Origin of the sequence: uncultured Sphingomonas sp., assembly GCF_913774285.1 — a bacterium.
In the GTDB taxonomy this organism is placed as follows: domain Bacteria; phylum Pseudomonadota; class Alphaproteobacteria; order Sphingomonadales; family Sphingomonadaceae; genus Sphingomonas.
In genome coordinates this window covers 26507-48924 of the sequence record NZ_CAJYHX010000032.1, presented here as the reverse complement: position 1 = coordinate 48924, position 22418 = coordinate 26507, and the positions used below count along the sequence as shown (strand labels likewise).

Below are 22418 nucleotides of genomic sequence, written 5' to 3'. Positions count from 1 at the left end.
CGAACGGAGTTGCCTGATCCATGTCCGACCTCGACCAGAACACCCACGAAGACGGCTCGCCCGATCGCCTGGCGATCGACACCATCCGCACGCTCAGCATGGACGCGGTGCAGAAGGCGAACAGCGGCCATCCCGGTACGCCGATGGCGCTCGCGCCGGTGGTGCACACGCTGTGGAGCCAGTTCCTCCGCTACGATCCCGCCGCGCCCGACTGGCCCAATCGCGACCGGTTCGTCCTCTCGGTCGGCCATGCCTCGATGCTGCTCTATTCGGTTCTGCACCTTGCCGGCGTGCGCGAGATCGATGCCGATGGGCAGCCGACCGGCAAGCCGGCGGTGAGCCTAGACGACATCAAGCAGTTCCGCCAGCTCTCCTCCAAGACGCCCGGCCACCCCGAATACCGCATGACCACCGGCGTCGAGACCACCACCGGTCCGCTCGGCCAGGGCTGCGGCAATTCGGTGGGCATGGCGATCGCCGAGCGCGCGCTGGCTGCCCGCTACAACCGCGACGACTTCGACCTGTTCGACCATGACGTCTATGTCCTGTGCGGCGACGGCGACATGATGGAAGGCGTCTCGGGCGAGGCCGCCTCGATCGCGGGGCACCTCAAGCTCTCCAATCTCTGCTGGATCTACGACAGCAACCATATCTCGATCGAGGGCAGCACCGATCTCGCCTTTGACGAGGATGTCGGCCAGCGCTTCCAAGCCTATGGCTGGAACGTCCTCCATGTCGACGACGCCAACGATACCGCGGCGCTGGCCGAAGCGATCGCCACCTTCCGCGCGACCAGCGACGCGCCGACCTTCATTATCGTCCACTCCGTGATCGGCTGGGGCTCGCCCCGCGCCGGCAGCGAGAAGGCGCATGGCGAAGCGCTGGGCGAGGACAATGTCCGCGCGACGAAGAAGGCCTATGGCTGGCCCGAGGATGCGCAGTTCCTGGTGCCCGAGGGCGTGGCCGAGCGCTTCGGCGCTGCCGTCGCCGATCGCGGCAAGCCGGCGCGCGAAGCCTGGGAGCAGCTGTTCGCCCGCTACCGCGAAGCCTTCCCGCAGGAAGCCGCCGAGATCGACGAGCTCCGCCGCGGCAAGCTGCACAATGGCTGGCAACAGGCGATTCCCCACTTCGACGCTGATGCCAAGGGCCTCGCCTCGCGCGACAGCAGCGGCAAGGTGATCAACGCGGTCGCCCCGCACCTCCCCGCCCTGCTCGGCGGCGCGGCGGACCTTTCGCCCTCGACCAAGACCGACATCAAGGGTGCGGACTCGTTCGAAGCCAACAACTATGGCGGCAAGAACCTGCATTTCGGCGTGCGCGAACACGCGATGGGCTCGATCGCCAACGGCATGGCGCTGAGCTATCTGCGCCCCTACACCGCGACCTTCCTCGTGTTCGCCGATTACATGCGCGCGCCGATCCGCCTCGCCGCGATCATGGAGCTGCCGGTGGTGTTCGTCTTCACCCACGATTCCATCGGCGTCGGCGAGGACGGGCCGACCCACCAGCCGATCGAGCATCTCGCCACGCTGCGTGCGATCCCCGGCCTCGACACGATCCGCCCCGGCGACGCCAACGAAGTCGCGGTCGCCTGGAAGGTGGCGCTCGAGCACAGCCATGAGCCGACCGCGCTGATCCTCTCACGCCAGGCGATCCCGACCCTCGACCGCAGCAAATATGCCTCGGCCGACGGGCTGGAACGCGGCGGCTATGTGCTCGCCGATGCCGAGGGCGGCACGCCCGAAGTGATCCTGATCGGCACCGGCTCCGAGCTGCCGATGGTGGTCGAGGCGCATGAGCGGCTGACTGCCGAGGGCGTGCGCTCGCGTGTCGTGTCGCTGCCCAGCTGGTATCTGTTCGAGAAGCAGGACCGCGCCTATCGCGAGTCCGTGCTGCCGCCGGACGTGATGGCGCGGGTCGCGGTGGAGCAGGCCGGATCGATGGGCTGGGATCGTTATGTCACCAGCCACGGCGCCACGATTACCATGTCGACCTTCGGCGCCTCGGCCCCGCTCGCCAAGCTGCAGGAAAAATACGGCTTCACCGTCGACAATGTGGTGAAGGTCGCACGCGACGTGCTGGGACAGGCCAAATGAGCGCCGACAGCAAGCTCAAGCAGCTCCACGACGCCGGCCAGGCCGCGTGGCTCGATTTCGTCGACCGCAGCTTCCTGCGCGACGGCGGCCTGCGCACGCTGATCGAGCAGGACGGCCTGACCGGCGTCACCTCGAACCCGTCGATCTTCGAAAAGGCGATGGGCCACGGCGAGGCCTATGACGAGGGCTTCACGCGCTTCCTCGGCACCGGCGACGCCAGTGTCGCCGACGTGTACGAGAGCCAGGCGATCGCCGACATCAAGGCGGCCGCCGCCGATCTGCGCCCGGTCTATGATCGGCTGGGCGGCCGCGACGGCTATGTCAGCCTCGAAGTCTCGCCCTATCTCGCCAACGGCACCCAGACGACGATCGAGGAAGCGCGTCGGCTTTGGGCTCATGTCGAAGAGCCCAATCTGATGGTGAAGGTCCCCGGCACCGAGGCCGGCGCCCCGGCGATCCGCCAGCTAATCGAGGACGGGATCAACATCAACGTCACGCTGCTGTTCTCGCAGGAGAGCTACCAGGCGGTGGCCGAAGCGTATCTCGCGGGGCTGGAAGCGCGGGTAGCCGCAGGGCAGCCGATCGACCGGATCGCGAGCGTTGCCAGTTTCTTCGTCAGCCGGATCGATATCCAGATCGATAAGAAAATCGACGCGCGGGTGGCCGAGGGCGATCCCGAAAGCGAGGCGCTCAAGGCACTGCGCGGCAAGGTCGCGATCGCCAATGCCAAGCTGGCCTATGCCTGGTATCGGGAGATGATCGCCAGCCCGCGCTGGCAGGCGCTCGCTGCCAAGGGCGCGATGCCGCAGCGGCTGCTCTGGGCGTCGACCGGCGTGAAGGACCCCGCCTATCCCGACACGCTCTATATCGACACGCTGATCGGCCCGGACACGGTCAACACCATGCCGCCCAAGACGATGGACGCGTTCCGCGACCATGGCACCGTCGCCGAGACGCTGACCGACGGCCTGGACGAAGCCCGCCACGTGCTGGCGGAAGCCGACCGGCTGGGCCTCGGCCTCGACGACATCACCCGCGCGCTGGTGCTCGACGGCGTGCAGCAGTTCGGCGATGCCGCCGATGCGCTGCTCGGCGCGGTCGCCGCCAAGCGCACCGCGCATCTCGGCAAGCGGCTGAACGGCTTCGCGGCGCAGCTGCCGGAAGCGCTGGAAAAGGCCGTCGAAGACCGGCTAGCCACCGCCCGTGCGGACGCCTGGTCGCGCCGGCTTTGGGCAGGCGACGCCACCCTGTGGACGAACGGCGACGAAGCCAAATGGCTTGGCTGGCTTCCTGCCGCGCGCGGCGAGCAGGTCGACATGGCCGCGCTCCAGCACTTCGCCGACAAGGCCCGGCCCTTCAAGAACGTCGTGCTGCTCGGCATGGGCGGGTCGAGCCTCGGGCCGGAGGTGCTGGCGCAGATCCTCGGCAATGCCTCGGGCAGCCCCAAACTGCACGTGCTCGACACCACCGATCCCGGCCAGATTGCCGCCGTGCAGGCGCAGACAGATCCTGCCGAAACGCTGTTCATCGTCTCGTCCAAGTCCGGCTCGACGCTCGAGCCCGAGCTGCTGCGCGCCTATTTTTTTGAGGCGAGCGGACGAAAGGGCGAGCATTTCGTTGCGGTGACCGATCCCGGCTCCAAGCTCGAAGCCACCGCAAAGGCCGACGGCTTCCTCGCCACCTTCCCGGGCGACCCCGCGATCGGCGGCCGCTACTCCGTGCTGTCGGTGTTCGGCATGGTCCCCGCCGCGGCGATGGGCCTCGATGTGGCCGGCTTCTTCGAGGCAACCCGGCCGATGGTCTTCTCCTGCGGCGAGGACGTACCTCCAGCCGCCAACCCGGGCATCCGCCTAGGCGTGCTGCTCGGCGAGGCCGCCAAGGCCGGCCGCGACAAGCTGACCATCCTCGCCGAACCGCCGCTAACGCCGCTCGGCGCCTGGCTCGAGCAGTTGCTGGCCGAATCCACCGGCAAGCAGGGCAAGGGCATCGTGCCCGTCGACCTCGAACCGCTCGGCCCGCCGGAATCGTACGGCAACGACCGCGTCTTCGTGCAGTTCGCGCTGGCGGGCGCGGGCGGCGGTGCGGATTCCGCAAAGCTCGACGCGCTCGCCGCGGCCGGCCACCCGGTGGTGCGCATCACCCTCGATACCCCGCGGCTGATCGGGCAGGAGTTCTTCCGCTGGGAAGTCGCAACGGCAATCGCCGGCGCGGTGATCGGCATCGATCCGTTCGACCAGCCCGATGTCGAGGACGCCAAGATCGCGACTCGCAAGCTGGTCGATGCCTATGAAGCCTCGGGCACGCTCGATCCCGAACAGCCGATTGCCGAGAATGCGGATTTCGCGCTCTATGCGAGCAAGGGCCAGTCGCTCTCCGGCAGCCCGGCCAGCCTGCTCGCCGATCATTTCGGCGCGCTGGTGACTGGCGACTATGCCGGCTTCCTTGCCTATATCGAGCGCAATGACGCCGACACCGCAGCGCTGACCGCGATGCGCGTCGCGGTGCGCGATACGAAGCGGGTCGCGACCGTCGCCGGCTTCGGCCCGCGCTTCCTGCACTCGACAGGCCAGGCCTATAAGGGCGGACCAGCGGGCGGCGTCTTCCTCACCATCACCCGCGAACCCGATCCGGACCTTGCCGTGCCCGACCGCAAGGCCAGCTTCGGGACCGTCCAGATCGCCCAGGCGCGCGGCGACACCGATGTCCTCGCCGAGCGGGGCCGCCGGGTGCTGCGCGTCCATTTGAAGCATGGTGGCGGCGGGATACAAGCTTTGCAATCAGCCGTGCTCGCGGCTCTCTGAACTCGAAGAAAGGAACAGCGCGGATGCGTCTTGCGATGATCGGCCTCGGCCGCATGGGTGCGGGGATCGCACGCCGGCTGATGGAGCATGGCCATGAAATCGTGGGCTATGACCGTAGCACCGAAGCCGTGGAAGCGATCGCCAGGGATGGCGCAACGCCCGCCAGCTCGCTGGAAGACGTGGTCGCCAAGCTGGCGGCGCCGCGGATCTTCTGGGTGATGCTGCCCGCCGGCGCGCCGACCGAAAGCACCGTCGAGGCGCTGCTGGGCGCCGCGGAGCCGGGCGACATCATCATCGACGGCGGCAACAGCTTCTACAAGGACGACATCCGCCGCGCCAAGGCCGCCGCCGAGCGCGGGCTCCATTATGTCGATGTCGGCACCTCGGGCGGCGTGTGGGGGCTGCAGCGGGGCTTCTGCATGATGATCGGCGGCGCCAAGGAAGCCGTCGACCTGCTCGACCCCATCTTCGACGCGTTGGCGCCCGGAATCGGCACCATTCCCCGCACCCCCGAACGGATGGAGCGCGAGGGCTGCGATCCGCGCGCCGAGAAGGGCTATATCCATTGCGGCGACGCGGGTTCGGGCCATTTCGTGAAGATGGTGCACAACGGCATCGAATATGGGCTGATGCAGGCCTATGCCGAGGGCTTCGACGTGCTGAAGAGCAAGGCCTCGGAGAAGCTGCCCGAGGACCAGCGCTTCGACCTCAACCTGACTGACATCGCCGAGGTATGGCGGCGGGGCTCGGTGATCTCCTCCTGGCTGCTCGATCTTTCCGCCTCGGCGCTCGCCAAGGACCAGGCGCTCGACGCCTATAGCGGCCAGGTCGCGGATTCGGGCGAGGGCCAGTGGACCATCGACGCGGCGATGGAGGAGGCGGTGCCCGCCTATGTCCTCTCCGCTGCGCTGTTCGCCCGCTATCGCAGCCGTACCGAGCACACCTTTGGCGACAAGTTGCTCTCGGCGATGCGCTTCGGCTTCGGCGGGCATGTCGAGATGCCGCAATGAGCGAAGCGCCGCGGGCGCCCGCCGCGACGCTGGTGATCTTCGGCGCGATGGGCGATCTCGCCAGTCGCCTGCTGATGCCGGCGCTCGTCCATCTCGAGCGCGACGGGCTGCTCGACGGCGAGACCACGCTGCTCGGCATCAGCCATGGCGAGAGCGATGATGCAGGGCTGCGCGAGAAGCTGAAGAGCTTCGTCGAAGGGGACGAGGCGGCGTGGCGCCGCTGGGAGCAGCGCATCACCTATCTGCGCGGCGATTTCGGCGATGATGCACTGTACGACACGCTGAAGGCGCAGCTGCAGGGAAATGCGGTCTTCTACCTCGCCACCGCGCCGAGCTTCTTCGGGCCGATCGGCGAGAAGCTCGGTACCAGCGGGCTGCTCGACGAAGCGGACGGCTTCCGCCGGCTTGTCGTCGAGAAGCCGTTCGGGACCGATCTGGAATCGGCCCAGGCGCTCAACGCCCGGCTGCTCTCCCATGCCGAGGAGACGCAGATCTACCGGATCGACCATTTCCTCGGCAAGGAAACGGTGCAGAACATCACCGTCGCCCGCTTCGGCAACGCGCTGACCGAGGCGGTGTGGAACAACCGCTATGTCGACCATGTCGAGATCACCGCGGCCGAGACGGTGTCCGTCGGCACCCGCGGCAAATTCTACGACGAGACCGGCGCGCTGCGCGACATGGTGCCCAACCATCTGTTCCAGCTGCTCGCACTGGTCGCGATGGAGCCGCCCAACAGCTTCGACGCCGAGGCGGTGCGCAGCGAGAAGGCAAAGGTGATCGCGGCCGTCACCCCGATCCCGCCCGAGGACGCGGTGCGCGGCCGGTATCTGGCGGGGGAGGCCGGCGGCAAGGCGGTGCCGGCCTATCGCGACACGCCCGACGTCGCCGCGGACAGCCGGACCGAGACCTATGTTGCATTGAAGGTCGCGGTGGAGACCTGGCGCTGGCACGGCGTGCCCTTCTATCTCCGCACTGGGAAGGCAATGACCGCGCGCGACACCGAGATCGTGATCCACTTCCGCGAGGTGCCGCGCACGCTGTTCCGCAACACGCCGAACAGCGAATTGCCGCCCAACCGCCTGATCCTCCAGATCCAGCCGAACGAAGCGCTGACCATGGAAATGGCGGTGAAGGAGCCGGGTCCGCTGGTGAAGATGGTGCCGGCGAGCCTTGCCTTCGCCTATGCCGATGCCTTCGATCTCGGCCATCGCACCGGCTATGAAACGCTGCTCTACGACGTGCTGATCGGCGACCAGAGCCTGTTCCAGCGCGCCGACCAGATCGAAGGCGGCTGGCGCGCGGTGCAGCCGCTGCTCGATGCCTGGCGCAGTGGCGAACCCGACGACTATCCGGCCGGCAGCACCGGCCCCCAATCCGCCGACGCGCTGCTCGCACGCGACGGCCGCAAGTGGCACGACATCACATGAACCTGCGCCTGTTCCTCTCCGATGTCGACGGCACGCTGGTGCGCCCCGACAAGACTCTCGGCGCACCGGTCGTGGCGGCGGTGCAGCACCTCGTCGCGGCGGGCGTGCCGGTATCGATCATCAGCGCACGTCCGCCGAGCGGGCTGCTGTGGATCGCCGAGCGGCTGGGCCTCACCACCCCGATCGGGGCGTTCAACGGCGGAACGATCGTGCAGCGCGACGGCACGGTGCTGTCGGCGACGCATCTCGACGCTCCGGTGGCCGCCCGGACGCTGGACATGATCGCGCGGCCCGACGTGATCCGCTGGGTCTTCGCCAAGGGCCAATGGTATGCCGACCGGCTCGACGACCACTACACCCCGCGCGAGTGCGTCACCTCCGCGCAGGATCCGGTCGTCTGCACCGACTTCACGCCGCTGCTCGACGCGGTAGACAAGATCGTCGCCGTCTCCTCGCACCATGACATGCTCGCCGCGCTGGAGGCAGAGGTGGCGTCTGCGCTGGGCGACGGGGCCGAAGTCGCACGCTCCCAGCCATATTATCTCGACGTCACCGCCCCCACCGCCAACAAGGGGGATGGCATCGCCGCGCTGGCGGCGACGCTCGGCATTGCGCTCGAGGACGTCGCGGTGATCGGCGACCAGTATAACGACCTGCCGATGTTCCGGCGGGCCGGACTGTCGATCGCGATGGGGCAGGCGCCCGACGACGTGCGGCGGGCGGCGATGCACGTCACCGGCGCCAGCGATGCGGACGGGGTGGCGCAGGCAATCGATACGATCCTGCTGCCGCTGCTGGACGCTTAGCCGGCGTCCCGTTCGAGGATCGCCAGCGTCGCCGGATCGCGGGTGCCGCCGAACCAGCGGTCCAGCGCGGCGGCGAACAGCGGCCCCGCACCGGCGGCTTCGAACAGCGTCAGCGACGAGCGCAGCTTGATCGCGTCGATCTCGCCGAACACGGATTCCGCGGTCCCGCTCGTCAGGTCCTGCAGCGCCGACACGCAGTCGCGCAGCCGGGACCCGAGCAGCGGATGCTCCAGATAGGCCCGCGCTTCTGCCAGCGACGCAATGGCGTAGCGCTGCGCCATCGCGCTCCGGCCCAGCCCCGCAATCTGCGGGAAGACGTACCACATCCAGTGGCTGCGCTTCGCACCGCGGCGGATTTCGGCGAGGGCGGTTTCGTAGCTGCCGTCCTGCGCGGCGACGAATCGGTCGAGGTCGTGAGGGTCGGTCATCGCGGTCACCTTAATCGGTTTCGCCGCCTAACGCGCTCAGATATGCGAGGAACATATCGGCCATCGCGTCCGACCAGGTGAGGATCTCCGCCTCGCTGCGCGGCGTGGCGGAGAAGCTGGCGCCGACCTGGCCGAGCGTCATCTTGATCAGGTCGCCCGCCAAGTGACGCGCGGCTTCGGGCACGTCGGGCAGCGCTTCCTCGACGAACGCATGGTAGATCCGCGCCGCCTCCCCCTTTGCCGTCACCGCTTCGGGCGCGTCGCGATAGAGCGGCGCGGCGTCCGCCAGCGCGGTGCGAATCGCCGCCTCCTCGCATTCCGAGCGGACAAAGGCGTGGACCAGCCGCCGCAGCCGCGTCGGTGGCGGCACGTCCCGTTGCTCGAGGATTCCCGAGAGCAGCGCGGTGGTACGACGCCATTCGTCCGCCTGCAGCCGGAACAGGATCGCCGCCTTGTTGGGGAAATATTGGTAGAGCGAGCCGACGCTCACCCCCGCCCGCTCGGCGACTCGGGCGGTGGTGAAACGCTGCGCGCCCTCGGTCGTCAAAACCTGAACAGCGGCTTCGAGCACCGCCTCGATCAGCTGGGTCGCACGCTGCTGTTTCGGGCTTTTTCGCGCGTGAATCGGCGGGGTTCGGGCGGCGGCCATGCGGATCCTCGGCAATGCGAATAGGCGAAGCTGACGGATTAGTCGTATTTTGCGGGTGCCGGCAAGTTCCCGCCGGTCACCGGAGCACATCCCCATGACGACCACGCTTTCCAGCGCCCCCGTGGCGCCCCTGCTCGCACGCCTGTTTGCCGAAGCCGAGGCGAACCCGCCGGCACTCGCGTCCGCCTTTGCCGGCATCAGCGGCGAGGAGCAGCGCCGCCTGCTGCGCAGCAAGACCGACTATGTCGCCCTCTACAGCCGGCTCGGCGATTTTGCCCTCCCCGTCTCACCGGCCGTCGGCACCCTGCTCTACATGCTGGGCCGTGCGACGAACGCGCGCACCATCGTCGAATTCGGCACCTCGTTCGGGATCTCGACGCTGCACCTCGCCGCGGCACTGCGCGACAATGGCGGCGGGCGGGTGATCGCGACCGAATTCGAACCCTCGAAGATCGACCGCGCCAAGGCGAACCTCGCCGAAGCCGGGCTCGCCGACCTAGTCGATTTCCGCGCAGGCGACGCGCTGCAGACGCTGGCCGCCAACCTGCCGGAAACGATCGACCTGGTGCTGCTCGACGGCGCCAAGGCGCTGTATGCCGACATTCTCGACCTGCTGGAGCCGCGTCTCCGCCAAGGCGCGATCCTGATCGCCGACAATGTCGATCATTGCCCCGACTATCTCGAACGGGTCGGCAATGTCGCGGGCGGCTATATGTCGATGCCGTTCAATGACGAGGTGGAGCTGTCGATCCGGCTTCGCTGAGCGACGAAAATCCTTGAAGTCGAGGCGCTTCGCTGTCGTTATCGCGGCCATGCTGGTATTTCTGGACTTCGAGGCCTCGTCGCTGGGCAAGCGCAGCTACCCGATCGAAGTGGCGTGGGTCTTCGAGGACGGCCGCTCCGAGGCGCATCTCATTCGCCCCGCCCCCGACTGGAACGACTGGGACCCTGCCGCCGAGGCGATCCACCACATCCCCCGCGCGACCTTGCTCGCGGAAGGGGAGCCGCACGAGGCGGTGGCGCGGCGGATGGTCGAAGTGCTGATCGGCCATGATCTGCTGGCCAGCGCGCCCAGCTGGGACGGCAAATGGCTGAGCACGTTGCTCCGCGCCGCCGGGCTGCCGCGCCACAGCCTGCGGCTGCGCGATACCGAGGCGGCGTGGCGCGAGGCGGCGCGCGCCGTGCTGGACGGCCAGGTGCCGCCGGCGCTGCTCGACGCCACGATCGAGGATCTGCTGGTCCATGCCGACATGCGGGATCGCGCGCCGCCTGCCCATCGGGCGCTCGCCGATGCGGAGGAAGAGCGCAATCGCTGGCTTGCCGTACGGGCGGCTGCGGCCGCGCATCTCGCGGGAGACAAAACATGATCCGTTCGCCCCTCCTCCTCCTCCTCGCCGGCGCGTTGATGGCAGTGGCAGCGCCCGCGATCACCAAGTCGCCGCAAGCGACCGCCGCCGCGCCGCTCCGCGGCCGCCTGGAGGGGCCGTTCGAGCTGCAATCCCGCGTCTATCCCGGCACGGTGCGGCGCTACTGGGTCTATGTCCCGGCCGGCTATGATCCCGCGCGGCCGCCCAATCTGCTGCTCTTCCAGGATGGCCAGCGCGCGACCAACCCCAATGGCGCGCTCAAGGTGCCGGCGGTGTTGGATGCGCTGATCGCGCAGGGCGCCATCCCGGCGACGCTCGGCGTATTCGTCACTCCCGGCAATCGCTCGGCACACTATCCCGACACGCTCGGCATGCAGAACCCCGACCACCGGGTCGAGGAATATGACTCATTGTCCGATGCTTATGCGCGGATGACGCTGGACGAGCTGCTCCCTGCAGTGGCGCGGCGCTGGCGCTTCTCGGCCGATCCGAAGCGGCGCGCGGTTGGCGGCACCTCCAGCGGCGCGATTGCCTCCTGGACCCTGGCGTGGCGCCATCCCGAGGCGTTCGGCAACGTCATCAGCTGCATCGGCAGCTACACCTCGATCGGCCTCACCCTCGGCGCGGACGGCACACCGATCCGCTATGGCGGCGATATCTATCCGGGGTTGATCCGAAAGAGCCCGATCCGGCCGCTGCGGGTGTTCCTGCAGGACGGCCGCGAGGATCTCGACAACGAGCACGGCAACTGGTTCCTCGCCAACCAGCAGATGCTCAAGAGCCTCGAATGGGCAAATGCGCATGCCGAAGCCGAAAGACGGCCGGGACCGCGCTACGAGATCCGCCATGCCTGGACCGCGGGCGGGCATTCGGATGCGGAAGGCGGCGCGTTGCTGCCGGAAGTGTTGCGCTGGATCTGGGGCTATCCGTCGGCGGAAGCACCCGCCAAGTAAGCACCTGCCCGCCGTGCAGACGGGTCGGAGGGGCCCGGCGGTCGCCGAGCCCCTCTTATCCTCAGAAACTGCCGCGCAGGATGAACGAGAAGCGACGATCGTTCATGAAGTAGGAGCGTGGTGCCAGGTCCTTCGGGTCGCCGGTATAGGCCTGGGTCGTCTTGGTGATCGTGTTCGTCAGGTTCACCCCCTGCACGCCGATCTTGACGTCCTTGGTCAAGTTGACGAACAGGGATGCGTCGAGCGTCCCCACCGGCTCGTTGAAGATCGAGAAATAGGGGAAGATCACGTCCGATGCGGTCAGCAGGAAGCGCGAGCGCCAATTATAGGCCGCGCGCACCGAGATGCCGCTGCGTTCGTAGAACACCGCTGCGTTCACATTGTGCTTCGACAATTGCTCAAGCGGCAGGTTGCCCGACGGCGTCACCGTCGAGACGTTCGACGGCGAACCCCCATTCAGGAAGCTGTTGGGCAGGCCCGAGCTGTCGATGAACGTGTAGTTGGCCGAGATGCCGAGCCCCTTGAGCGGACCGGGCAGGAATTCATAAGTCTGCTGATAGGCGAGCTCGAAGCCCTTGATCTTGCCGGTACCTTCATAATTGGCAGGTCCGCGGACGAACACGTCCTTGGTCACGCCATTGCTGGTCAGCGAGCGGTTGGTCACCTTCTGATAGAAGAAGCCGTCGATCGCCTTGTAGAAGCCGTTCAGCGTCAGCGAGCCGACGCTGGCGAAATACCATTCCAGGCTGGCGTCGAACTGCCAGGCGGTCGCCGGACGCAGATAGGGGTTGCCCGTCGTCGCGGTCAGCTCGCCGCTGGTGCCCAGGCCGATGCTCAGGAAGTTGCGGATGTTCGCATTGTCGGGCCGAGTCAGCACCTTCGAGCCCGCCAGACGCAGAAGTAGCGTATCCGAAAGCCCGAACTTGAGGTTCACGCTGGGCAGAAGATAGCTGTAGCTGGTCTTGGCGGCATCGAAATTGTCGAAGCCGGCGCCGGCGAACTGCTGCAGCTGCGCATAGCCCGTCGGCCCGAGCGTGCAGACGCCGCCCTGCGGCTGCGGCTGGGTGCCCGGCGGGGCGTTTGGCGGCACTGTCAGGGCGCAGCGGGTCGCATAGGGTTCGAGGATGTTCAGCTCCGCCTGGCTCGGCACGCCGATCCGGCCTTCCGAGCGGACATTGCTGCGTACCCAGCGCAGGCCGACATTGCCCGAGAAGCGCACCGTGCCGAACAGCGTGTCCGAACCGAAGCTCGCCATGCCATAGGCGGCCGTGTCCAGCTGGCTGACCGGCTGGATTTCCGACGGAAGATAAGGCGTGCCCGCGACCGCGCGTGCGCGTCCGGAGGCGGGAACCCAGGTCGGCGACGCGCCGAGGCCGGTGGCGATCGCCTGGACCGCCTGGAAGTCCTTCACCGCCTGGTCATAGCCGCGGATCATGTCGCCGCCATAATAGAAGGCGCCCGGCGGGCCCGCGGTCTGGCCGCGGAAGAAGTTCGGGAAGTTGTAGCGAGTCGCCATGCTCGCCGGCGTGTCCGAGAAGTTGACCGGCCGCGAGCCCGACCAGGTCTCGCTCAGCATGCCCCAGTTATAGGTGGAGTAGCGGACGGTCTGATCGCGGTCCTGGTAGCGCGCGCCGAACTTCACCCGGCGAAGGAAGGAATCCTCGTCGAACTTGTATTCCACATCGCCCTGGAACGCATATTGCGTGCCGGTGCTGTCCTCGAAATGGTCCATCGCCGCCCGCCAGAACTGGAAGCGGGGGTCGTTGAAATATTGCGCATCGGTCGCGCTCGCGAGCGCGGCGTTCGGGGTCGACCAGTTATAGCCGAGATATTGCGGCTTGTGCGGCGTCACCGACGGGATCTTGCCCGAAATGTCGAGCTCCTGGTCGGCGAAGCTCGAGCCGAACACCGAGAAGTCGAGCTGCTGGCGGTGCGACTTGGCGACCTGGCCGTCGAGCGTCACCGTCAGGCGATCGGTCAGGTCGGTCTTGAGCCGCAAGCTCCAGTCCTGGTTGAGCGTCTCCTCGCGCGACTGGCGCCGTGCCAGCGACTGCTGGAGGCCGCCGATCGGCACATAGGGCGACGTGCTCGGATCGCCGCGCCAGCCATTGCTGGTGTTGACGATATAGCCCGACTGGAACAGCCCGTTGGCGTCGTAGGCGAAGTCCTTGAACTGGCCGACCGGGCACTCGGCGCGCGAGGTTGCCGAACCTGCGCTGCCATCGGCCGGAATGGTGTTCGGGCCGTTCGAGTTCTGCAGGCAGCCCTTTGGATAGGTGGTGTATTCGGCGAGATCCGGCGCGGTCTCGAACGTGTATTCGCTCCACTCCTGCGTCGTGTGCGAGCGGACATATTCTGCGGTCAGCGTCGTCCGATGATCGATCGATTCGAACTGCGCCGCCAGCGACATGCCGTCGCGCTTGCGGTTGAATTCCTGGGTGCGGAACTGGCCGCCCGCAGGCGCCACCCGCGAGCGGGCGAAATCGGCGAATCCATCCGCGCCAGCGCCGCTGGCGGTGCCGCAGGGCGCATTGGCGGCGGGAAGCCTGGTCGTGTCGGTCGACGAGGGCAGCGGATTGCGGCAGACGAGCGTGCCGTTCGTATTCGCCGCATTGACCAGCGTGTTGTCGCGCGTCTGGTAGTTGGCGACCTGGATGCCGTCCGACCGGCTCTTGATCTGCGAGAAGGCGCCGCTGGCGAGCAGGCCGAAGCGGCCGATGCCGGTATCCCAGGTGTTGGAGATCAGCCCCGAGATCGTCGGCGTCCACTTCTTGCGCATGTCGCCATAATTGGCCTCGAGGCTCATGGCGGCATGCAGCCCGGTGCGATCGAACGGCTTGCGGGTGTTGAGGTTGACCGTGCCGGCAAGGCCGCCCTCGATCATGTCCGCCGTCGTGTTTTTGGCGACGATCACCGAGCCGAGCAGTTCGGACGGCACGTCGGCGAAGTTCAGTGCCTGACCGCCGACGCCGGCCGCAAATGCGGTGCGGCCGTTGAATTCCGAGCGGACGAAGGTGAGGCCGCGCACCGCGACGCCCGAGCCTTCGACCGAGAAGTGATCCGGGTCGTTCGAGCCGGCGAAACGATTGATCGACACGCCGGGCACGCGCTGCAGCGCTTCGGTGACCGAGCGGTCGGGCAGCGAGCCGATGTCCTGCGAGGTGATAGCGTCGACCACCGTGTCCGAATTGCGCTTGATCGACTGGGCGGTGGCGAGGCTGGCGCGGATGCCGGTGACGACGATCTGGTCCTGCTGCGCCCCGTCGACCTGCGTCGCGCCCGCTTGCGAATCGTCCGACGCCGTTTGGGCATGGGCGGCGCCCATCATCCCCGCAACGCACAGCGCGGTGACCGACGCACCCCGCAGGAAAGATCCGATTTTGTTGATGTTGCGCAGACGCGCGCGCGATGACGACCGCATTATCCCCTCCTCCGATTCTTGGTGGCTCGTTGGCCACGACAATGTTGTCGGTGAGTTACAACAGATCGCCATGCGCTTGGCAATGCTACCGCTACCATCAACGGAAATGTTTTCGCAAAGACTGTAACCCGGATGCAACGCTTGGTTACCGGTTGGCCGGGGCACGGCCGAAGGAACGTTTGACAGATCGGCGGAAAATGCTGGTAATCGCGCAAAACCGGGAGAGGGTGGAGCGATGGCCGGGCAGCCGAGTCTACGCGTCGTGATCGTGGGAGGGGGGACGTCGGGCTGGATGACGGCTGCGGCGCTCGCCCGTTTGTTGCCGGAACGTTGCTGCGTCCACCTGATCGAATCCGAAGCGATCGGGGTGATCGGCGTCGGGGAAGCGACCCTGCCGCACATCCGCGGGTTCATCGAAAAGCTCGGGATCCGCGAGGCCGATTTCATGGCATGGACGCGCGGTACGTTCAAATTGGGTATCGAATTTCGCGATTGGGGAAAGATCGGCGACAGCTATGTCCATCCGTTCGGCACGTTCGGCCGCGGCACGGGCGAGATCGACTTCCACCATTATTGGACGCGGCTGCGGCTGGCAGGTGTGGACGTGCCGCCGCTCGAGAATTTCTCCTATGGCTGCATGCTCGCCCGCGAGAACCGGTTCGACCTGCCCGCGGCAGATCCTGCGCAACTCGCCTCCACCTATGGCTATGCCTATCAGTTCGACGCGCTGCTGTTCGCGCCCTATCTGCGCAGCATCGCCGAGGGGCTGGGCGCGGTCCGCAGCGAAGGCAAGGTGGTCGAGGTGCTGCGCGACGGCGCGAGCGGGAACATCACCGCCCTGCGGCTGGACGACGGCCAGGTGATCGAGGGCGATCTGTTCGTAGACTGCTCGGGTTTCCGTTCGTTGCTGCTCGGCGAGGCGCTGGCGGAGCCGTTCGAGGACTGGAACCACTGGCTCCCCGCCGATCGCGCGGTCGCGATGCCCTGCCGCACCGCGACCTCGGTCACACCCTATACCAGCGCCATCGCGATGCCCGCGGGGTGGCGCTGGCGCATCCCGCTGCAGCATCGCACAGGCAATGGCTATGTCTATGCCAGCGCGTTCACCTCGGACGCGGCGGCGGCGCAGGCGCTGACCAGCGCGGTGGAGGGCGCGGCGCTCGCCGATCCCCGCGTGCTGCGCTTCCGGGCCGGGCGGCGACGGCGAAGCTGGGTAAAGAATTGCATCGCGATCGGTCTCGCCAGCGGCTTTCTGGAGCCGCTCGAGTCGACCAGCATCTATCTGGTCCAGCAGGCGATTACCGCGCTTATCGAGCTGTTCCCCGAAGCCGCGGACGCGCCCATCGAGCGCGACGAGTTCAACCGGCTGATCGACCTGGAATATGATCGCATCCGCGACTTCCTGATCCTCCACTATCATGCCACCATCCGCACCGACACGGAATTCTGGAACTATGTCCGCACCATGACGGTGCCGGACAGTCTGGCGGAGAAGATCGAGCTGTTCCGCCGCGCCGGTCGGGTGGTGAAGTATCGCGAGGGCGTGTTCCTCGATGCGAGCTGGATCGCCGTCTATGTCGGCCAGGGCATCCTGCCCCAAGGCTATGATCCCCGCGCGGACGCTGCCGATGCGACCGCGCTGCTGCAGGGGATGCGCGCGCTGGAAGCCGAAATCACCGCCACGGTGGCGCGGGTGCCCGAGCATCTGCGCTATATCGACCGCTATTGCGCGATGGCGGCGGCGGCATGAGCCTCACCCATGTTCTGGTCGTCGGCGGGGGGCTGACCGGCTGGTCCGCCGCCGCCGCGCTCAAGCGCCGGGTACCGACGCTGGCCGTGTCGATCCTGCCGCTCGCGCCCCCCAGGGACGCGCTGGCGGATCGGATCGCCACCACCCTCCCCTCGATCCTCGGCTTCCACGCCGATCTCGGCATCGGCATTGGCGACGGCGTGGTGCGCACCGGCAGCGTCTACCGGCTCGGCACGCTCTACCGCGACTGGGTGGAAGGCCTGCCGGACTATGTGCATGCGCATGGGCCGCATGGCGAGAGCATCGACGGTGTGTCCTTCCACCATCTCTGGGCGCGTGCGGCACGGGACGACGTCGTCGCGCCGCTCGACGCTTTCTCGCCTGCCGCGGCCATGGCACGGGCCGGACGCTTCGTGCTGCCGGCGGCCGACGGCATTCTGGGCGGGCACGGTTTCGGCCTCACCCTCGATCTGCCCCGCTATCTCGCCATGCTCAAGGCGTTCGCGCGGCATGTCGGCGTCCGCACGCTGGACGGCGATCTGACGACGGTCGAGCGCGCGCTCGATGGCAGCGTGGCGGGTGTGGTGCTTGCCGACGGCATGCGCGTGCAAGCGGATCTGTACTGCGACTGCAGCGGCCCCGCCGCCGTGCTGCACGGGCGGCTGGGAAGCATTCGCGAAAGCTGGCAGCGATGGCTCGCCTGCGACCGGCTGGTGCTGGAGGACGCGGCTCCGGACGACGACCCCGCCCCAATGGAATGCGTGACCGCCACCGCGCAGGGCTGGCGCTGGGCCAGCGCGACCCAGCAGGGCGCCGTCTACAGCGCCGCGCACAGCCATCGCGACGATGCCGCGATCGGCTTCGCAGCCGGCGCGGCGCTCGAGCCCTGGCGGCACAATGTCGTCGCGATCGGCGATGCGGCGGTGACGATCGAGCCGCTCGAATGGAGCAATCTCCATCTCGCGCACAGCGCGATCGACCGGCTGATCGCGATGCTGCCGGCCGGCGTCCCGCATCCACTCGAGGCGGCCGAGTATAATCGCCAGGCGCTCGCTGAAGCGCGACGGGTGCGCGATTTCGTGCTGCTCCACTATGTCACGGCGCGGCGCAGCGGCACGTTCTGGCACGACGTCGCCAGCGTCGAGCTGCCCGACTCGCTTGGCCATACACTCCGCCTGTTCCGCGAACGCGGCCGCCTGCCCTTCTACGAGGAAGAGACCTTCGACCGCGACGGCTGGCTGTCGGTGCTGTTCGGCCAGGGCGTGCTGCCGCGCCGGATCGATCCGCTTGCCGATGCCGTGCCGCCCGCGCGCGCCGCCGATGCCATGGCGCGCTATCGCAACCGGATCGCCCAGGCGGTCGCGCCCCTCCCCACCCTCGCCGCCTTCCGTGCCGCGCAATCGAGGCATTTGCATGAACGAGCATAGTATCCGCGACGTCGTCATCGTCGGCGGCGGTACCGCCGGCTGGATGGCCGCCGCGGCGTTTTCCCGCTTTCTCAACAACGGCTATACCCGCATTACCCTGATCGAATCCGACGAGATCGGCACGGTCGGCGTCGGCGAGGCGACGATCCCGCCGATCTTGCGCTTCAACCAGATGATCGGGCTGGACGAGAACGCGTTTCTCGCGGCGACCGGCGGCACCTTCAAGCTGGGCATCGAGTTCGTCGACTGGGGTGGCTTGGGCGAGCGCTATTTCCATCCCTTCGGCAACTACGCGCAGGATCTGCAGGGGGTGCATTTCCACCAGCTCTATCTGCGCGAGCGGGCGCGGCGGGCGATGCCGGACATCGCCGAATGGTCGATGAGCGCGGTGGCGGCGTTGATGGGCAAGTTCGGCCGCCCCTCGCCTACCGCGCAGACCCCCGTGCGCGAGCTGTTCTACGCCTTCCACTTCGACGCCGGTCTCTACGCTCAGCTGCTGCGCCAGCTGGCGGAAGCGCGCGGCATCATCCGCATCGAAGGCAAGATCAGCGACGTGACGCTGCGGCCTGACGACGGCTTCGTCCAGTCGGTGACGCTGGCGGACGGACGCACCGTGGCGGGCGATCTGTTCATCGACTGCTCGGGTTTCCGCGGCCTGCTGATCGAGGAGGCGCTGCAGACGGGCTATGAGGACTGGCGCCACTGGCTGCCCTGCGACCGCGCGGTGGCGGTGCCCTGTGCCAATGTCCGCGATCCCGATCCCTTCACCCGTTCCACCGCGCGGGAAGCCGGCTGGCAATGGCGCATCCCGCTCCAGCACCGGATGGGCAACGGCCATGTCTATTGCAGCGAATTTCTCGACGACGACACCGCCGAGCAGCAGCTGATGGCGTCGCTGGAGGGGCCGGCCCTTGCCGATCCGCGGCGGCTGCGCTTCACCACGGGGCGCCGGCGCGAGAGCTGGTCGCGCAACGTCGTCGCGCTCGGCCTGTCGAGCGGCTTCCTCGAGCCGCTCGAATCGACCAGCATCCACCTGATCCAGAGCGGCATCGCCCGGCTGATCGCGCTCTTCCCTGACAAGCGCTTCGATCCGATCGAGCGGCAGGAATATAACCGCCAGATGCGCGACCTCTACGAGGATATTCGCGACTTCATCATCCTCCACTACAAGGCGACGACCCGCACCGACACGCCCTTCTGGAACCGGGTGCGGACGATGGACATCCCCGAAAGCCTCGCGACCAGGATCGCGCTGTTCCAGAGCAAGGGGCGGCTGTTCCGTGAAGGCACCGAGCTGTTCACCAACACCAGCTGGGTCGCCGTGTGCCTGGGCCAGCACATCGTCCCGCGCGAGCACGAGCCCGCCGCCGACGCGCTCGACGAGAACCTCGTCGCGCAGGCGCTGGAGCAGATGCGCCAAGGCTATTGGGAGACGGCGCAGAAGATGCCGACCCATGCCGAATTCCTCGCGCGCATCGCGCCCCAGCAGGCCCCGCCCCCGCCGCCTGCCGCCGAGCCGCTGCCGGTCTTCTCCTTCGCGCAGGACGCGCCCTTCGCCGCACCCGGATCGCCGGTGTGAGAGACGATCGGATCCGGCGGATCGTGATCGTCGGCGGCGGCACCGCGGGCTGGATGGCCGCAGCCGCGCTCGGCAAGCTGGTCGGCGCCCTGCCGGGATTGCAGATCGAGCTCGTTGAGTCCGATGCGATCGGCACTGTCGGCGTCGGCGAGGCGACGATTCCGCATATCAACCTGTTCAACCGGATGCTCGGCATCGACGAAGCGGCGTTCGTCCGCGAGACCAGCGCCACCTACAAGCTGGGCATCGAATTCGTCGACTGGCAGCGGATCGGCACCCGCTATGTCCACCCCTTCGGCGTCTTCGGCCTCGACATGCTGGGGGTGGAGTTCCACCATTTCTGGCTCAAGGCGCGGGCATTGGGCGATAGGAGGCCGCTCGACGCCTATTCGATCGGCATCGCCGCGGCCCGGCGCGGGCGTTTCGCACATCCGAGGCCGGACCAACCCAATTCGCCGCTCGCCCGGCTCGGCTATGCCTTCCAGTTCGATGCGGGCCTCTATGCCGCCTTCCTTCGGCGGCTCGCCGAGGGGCTGGGCGTGCATCGCACCGAGGGCCGCATCGTCGAAGCTCGCCGCGATGGCGAGACCGGCCATGTTGCCGCCGTCCGGCTCGAATCGGGGGCCGAGATCGCGGGCGACCTCTTCGTCGATTGTTCGGGCTTTCGGGGGCTGCTGATCGAGCAGACGATGGGCGCCAGGTTCTGCGACTGGGCCCATTGGCTGCCTTGCGACCGCGCCGTGGCGGTGCCCTGCGCGCCGGGCGGCGACCGCCTGCCACTCACCCGAGCGACAGCGAGACCGGCAGGCTGGCAATGGCGCATCCCGCTCCAGCACCGCACCGGCAACGGCTATGTCTATGCCGGCGCGCATCTGTCCGACGACGAAGCGACGGCGACGCTGCTTGCGAACCTGGATGGGCCCGCGCTGGCAGAGCCGCGCGCGCTGCGTTTCCGCGCCGGGCACCGCGACCGCGCCTGGATCGGCAATGTCGTGGCACTTGGCCTTGCCGGCGGCTTTCTCGAGCCGCTCGAATCGACCAGCATCCACCTGATTCAATCGGGCATCGGCCGGTTGATGGCGCTGTTTCCGAGCCGCGGCTTCGATGCGCCCGAGATCGACCGCTTCAACCGCGAGACCGCGCAGGAATATGCCGACATCCGCGACTTCCTGATCCTGCACTACAAGGCCACCGAGCGCGAGGACAGCGCCTTCTGGCGCCGTTGCCGCGACATGGCGCCGCCCGACAGCCTCGCCGAGCGCATCGCGCTGTTCCGCCGCAACGGCCGCATCTTCCGCGAGCAGCGCGAGCTGTTCCAGGAAGCAAGCTGGCTCGCGGTGATGACCGGCCAGGGAATCATGCCCGAACGCTATCATCCGGTAGCCGATCTGCTATCCGATACGGAGACGCTCGAACGCCTCAACCACATCGCGCAAGTGATTGACGAAACGGCCGACACCATGCCCTTGCAGGACGATTACCTCCGCCGCATCGGTTGCGACCTGACACCCGCACGGCGAGCATCATGACCGACCTGCCCGCACCGCGCGCGCTGCGCGAACTGGGCCCGATCGACCGCGCCCGCTTCGATGCCGAGATTCGTCCCGCGCGCGAGCCGGTGGTGCTGCGCGGCCTCGCCGCCGATTGGCCGGCGGTGCGTGCCGGATGCGAGGGAGCCGAGGGGATCGTCGCCTATTGCAAGCGCTTCAGCCATGACGGCGCGGTGAATGCGATCGTCGGCGAACCCGCGATCGCGGGCCGGTTCTTCTACAACGACGATTTCACCGGCATGAACTTCGTCCGCGGCCTGTCGCCGCTCGATCCGTTCCTGGACCGGTTGCTGCGCGAACTGGAACGCCCCACCGGCTATGCGATGGCGATCCAGTCGATCCTCGCACCCGAGCTGCTTCCCGGCTTCACCGCGGAGAACGCGATCACCCTGGTCGGCGATGCAGTGGTTCCGCGGCTCTGGCTCGGCAACCAGTTGCGCGTCGCGCCGCATTACGACCTGATGGAGAATATCGGCATTGTCGTCGCCGGCCGGCGACGCTTCACGCTGTTCCCGCCCGATCAGGTCTCGAACCTCTATATGGGGCCGCTTGAATTCACCCCGGCAGGGACGCCGACCAGCTTCGTCGATATTGCCGCGCCCGATCTTGCGCGTTTCCCCCGTTATGCCGAAGCCGCACGACATGCACAGGCAGCGATACTGGAGCCGGGCGACGCAATCTACATACCGTTTCTCTGGTGGCACGCCGTCGACTCGCTGGATCCGGTCAACCTGTTCGCCAATTACTGGTGGACCCACCCGCAGCCCACCATCCTGAACCCACACGACGCGCTGTATCACGCGCTCCATTCGCTGCGGCTGCTGCCCGAGGACCAGCGGCTGGCCTGGCGCGCGATGTTCGACCACCTCGTGTTCCAGCTCCACGGCGACCCTGCCGCGCATATTCCCGAAGCGATACGCGGTGTTCTCGGGGCGCCGACGCCGGAGCAGGTCGAGCGCGCTCGCGATACGCTGCGCCGCGCGCTGGAGGCCCAACGGTGACCGCAAGCGCTCGAGCGTAGAACCGCCACGGACGCCCAATTGTCGTCCGCAGACCCTAAATGCGCTTGAATATCTAGCACAACGTCGCTGCGACCGCGACGACATGTCACCAACAGATGCAGAACGAACATGGTTTTTTGTGTCTCTCGC

At 67.5% G+C, this 22418-nt stretch carries 16 protein-coding genes; 13 read left to right on the top strand and 3 right to left on the bottom strand.

What is annotated here, in order from left to right:
* The first annotated feature begins 20 nt into the window (after window positions 1-20).
* The 5 genes from tkt to QZ670_RS18080 are packed head-to-tail and all read left to right on the top strand — an operon-like array spanning window position 21 to window position 8143.
* Window positions 21-2096: a transketolase gene (gene tkt, locus QZ670_RS18100; RefSeq protein ID WP_294258075.1), complete on the top strand. Its 2076-nt coding sequence runs from the start codon at window positions 21-23 to the stop codon at window positions 2094-2096.
* Entirely contained in the window at window positions 2093-4897 is a 2805-nt protein-coding gene (locus QZ670_RS18095; RefSeq protein ID WP_294258073.1) for a bifunctional transaldolase/phosoglucose isomerase, read from the top strand. The genes tkt and QZ670_RS18095 overlap by 4 nt, the downstream gene beginning before the upstream one ends.
* The gene (gene gnd / locus QZ670_RS18090; protein WP_365894697.1) at window positions 4894-5907 is read left to right on the top strand and encodes a phosphogluconate dehydrogenase (NAD(+)-dependent, decarboxylating); all 1014 of its coding nucleotides are present in this window, start codon (window positions 4894-4896) and stop codon (window positions 5905-5907) included. Before QZ670_RS18095 ends, gnd begins: the two co-directional genes overlap by 4 nt.
* On the top strand, window positions 5904-7337 hold the full coding sequence (zwf, locus tag QZ670_RS18085) for a glucose-6-phosphate dehydrogenase (protein WP_294258069.1): 1434 nt from the start codon (window positions 5904-5906) through the stop codon (window positions 7335-7337). Before gnd ends, zwf begins: the two co-directional genes overlap by 4 nt.
* Window positions 7334-8143, top strand: coding sequence for a Cof-type HAD-IIB family hydrolase (locus QZ670_RS18080; protein ID WP_294258067.1), 810 nt, complete (start codon window positions 7334-7336; stop codon window positions 8141-8143). Before zwf ends, QZ670_RS18080 begins: the two co-directional genes overlap by 4 nt.
* Here QZ670_RS18080 and QZ670_RS18075 read toward each other — a convergent pair.
* Window positions 8140-8571, bottom strand: a complete 432-nt coding sequence (locus QZ670_RS18075; RefSeq protein WP_294258065.1) for a DUF1810 domain-containing protein — start codon at window positions 8569-8571, stop codon at window positions 8140-8142. The two genes, QZ670_RS18080 and QZ670_RS18075, sit on opposite strands and share 4 nt — an antisense overlap.
* 10 nt (window positions 8572-8581) lie before the next feature.
* A complete protein-coding gene (locus QZ670_RS18070) occupies window positions 8582-9220 on the bottom strand; it encodes a TetR family transcriptional regulator (protein ID WP_294258063.1) in 639 nt (212 codons plus the stop codon).
* Window positions 9221-9314: 94 nt separating this feature from the next.
* Here QZ670_RS18070 and QZ670_RS18065 point away from each other — a divergent pair, with 94 nt between their 5' ends.
* Genes QZ670_RS18065 through QZ670_RS18055 form a run of 3 tightly spaced genes read left to right on the top strand, consistent with a single transcriptional unit; the run spans window position 9315 to window position 11540 of the window.
* Complete coding sequence (locus QZ670_RS18065) at window positions 9315-9983, top strand: class I SAM-dependent methyltransferase (protein ID WP_294258061.1); 669 nt, start codon at window positions 9315-9317, stop codon at window positions 9981-9983.
* A gap of 49 nt (window positions 9984-10032) precedes the next feature.
* Entirely contained in the window at window positions 10033-10587 is a 555-nt protein-coding gene (locus QZ670_RS18060) for a transcriptional regulator (RefSeq protein ID WP_294258059.1), read from the top strand.
* Complete coding sequence (locus QZ670_RS18055) at window positions 10584-11540, top strand: alpha/beta hydrolase-fold protein (protein ID WP_294258057.1); 957 nt, start codon at window positions 10584-10586, stop codon at window positions 11538-11540. Before QZ670_RS18060 ends, QZ670_RS18055 begins: the two co-directional genes overlap by 4 nt.
* A 61-nt stretch (window positions 11541-11601) precedes the next feature.
* Here the strand turns inward: QZ670_RS18055 and QZ670_RS18050 are convergent, their stop codons facing one another.
* Entirely contained in the window at window positions 11602-14961 is a 3360-nt protein-coding gene (locus QZ670_RS18050; protein ID WP_365894689.1) for a TonB-dependent receptor, read from the bottom strand.
* A 235-nt stretch (window positions 14962-15196) separates the two neighbouring features.
* Between QZ670_RS18050 and QZ670_RS18045 the strand changes: the two genes are divergently transcribed.
* Genes QZ670_RS18045 through QZ670_RS18025 form a run of 5 tightly spaced genes read left to right on the top strand, consistent with a single transcriptional unit; the run spans window position 15197 to window position 22268 of the window.
* Entirely contained in the window at window positions 15197-16711 is a 1515-nt protein-coding gene (locus QZ670_RS18045) for a tryptophan halogenase family protein (RefSeq protein ID WP_294258055.1), read from the top strand.
* Complete coding sequence (locus QZ670_RS18040) at window positions 16708-18138, top strand: tryptophan 7-halogenase (RefSeq protein WP_294258053.1); 1431 nt, start codon at window positions 16708-16710, stop codon at window positions 18136-18138. The genes QZ670_RS18045 and QZ670_RS18040 overlap by 4 nt, the downstream gene beginning before the upstream one ends.
* Window positions 18125-19717 (top strand): tryptophan halogenase family protein, encoded by a 1593-nt coding sequence (locus QZ670_RS18035; protein ID WP_294258050.1) that lies wholly within the window; start codon window positions 18125-18127, stop codon window positions 19715-19717. Before QZ670_RS18040 ends, QZ670_RS18035 begins: the two co-directional genes overlap by 14 nt.
* Entirely contained in the window at window positions 19714-21246 is a 1533-nt protein-coding gene (locus QZ670_RS18030; RefSeq protein ID WP_294258047.1) for a tryptophan halogenase family protein, read from the top strand. Before QZ670_RS18035 ends, QZ670_RS18030 begins: the two co-directional genes overlap by 4 nt.
* Window positions 21243-22268 (top strand): cupin-like domain-containing protein, encoded by a 1026-nt coding sequence (locus QZ670_RS18025; RefSeq protein ID WP_294258044.1) that lies wholly within the window; start codon window positions 21243-21245, stop codon window positions 22266-22268. Before QZ670_RS18030 ends, QZ670_RS18025 begins: the two co-directional genes overlap by 4 nt.
* Window positions 22269-22418 lie beyond the last annotated feature (150 nt).

Bases quoted from the DNA above. Each gene is read 5' to 3' on its own strand.
- QZ670_RS18035 (WP_294258050.1), top strand. From the start codon at position 18,125: ATGAACGAGCATAGTATCCGCGACGTCGTCATCGTCGGCGGCGGTACC.
- QZ670_RS18075 (WP_294258065.1), bottom strand. From the start codon at position 8,571: ATGACCGACCCTCACGACCTCGACCGATTCGTCGCCGCGCAGGACGGC.
- QZ670_RS18045 (WP_294258055.1), top strand. From the start codon at position 15,197: ATGGCCGGGCAGCCGAGTCTACGCGTCGTGATCGTGGGAGGGGGGACG.
- zwf (WP_294258069.1), top strand. From the start codon at position 5,904: ATGAGCGAAGCGCCGCGGGCGCCCGCCGCGACGCTGGTGATCTTCGGC.
- QZ670_RS18025 (WP_294258044.1), top strand. From the start codon at position 21,243: ATGACCGACCTGCCCGCACCGCGCGCGCTGCGCGAACTGGGCCCGATC.
- QZ670_RS18040 (WP_294258053.1), top strand. From the start codon at position 16,708: ATGAGCCTCACCCATGTTCTGGTCGTCGGCGGGGGGCTGACCGGCTGG.
- QZ670_RS18055 (WP_294258057.1), top strand. From the start codon at position 10,584: ATGATCCGTTCGCCCCTCCTCCTCCTCCTCGCCGGCGCGTTGATGGCA.
- QZ670_RS18060 (WP_294258059.1), top strand. From the start codon at position 10,033: ATGCTGGTATTTCTGGACTTCGAGGCCTCGTCGCTGGGCAAGCGCAGC.
- QZ670_RS18070 (WP_294258063.1), bottom strand. From the start codon at position 9,220: ATGGCCGCCGCCCGAACCCCGCCGATTCACGCGCGAAAAAGCCCGAAA.
- QZ670_RS18065 (WP_294258061.1), top strand. From the start codon at position 9,315: ATGACGACCACGCTTTCCAGCGCCCCCGTGGCGCCCCTGCTCGCACGC.
- tkt (WP_294258075.1), top strand. From the start codon at position 21: ATGTCCGACCTCGACCAGAACACCCACGAAGACGGCTCGCCCGATCGC.
- QZ670_RS18080 (WP_294258067.1), top strand. From the start codon at position 7,334: ATGAACCTGCGCCTGTTCCTCTCCGATGTCGACGGCACGCTGGTGCGC.
- QZ670_RS18050 (WP_365894689.1), bottom strand. From the start codon at position 14,961: ATGCGGTCGTCATCGCGCGCGCGTCTGCGCAACATCAACAAAATCGGA.
- QZ670_RS18095 (WP_294258073.1), top strand. From the start codon at position 2,093: ATGAGCGCCGACAGCAAGCTCAAGCAGCTCCACGACGCCGGCCAGGCC.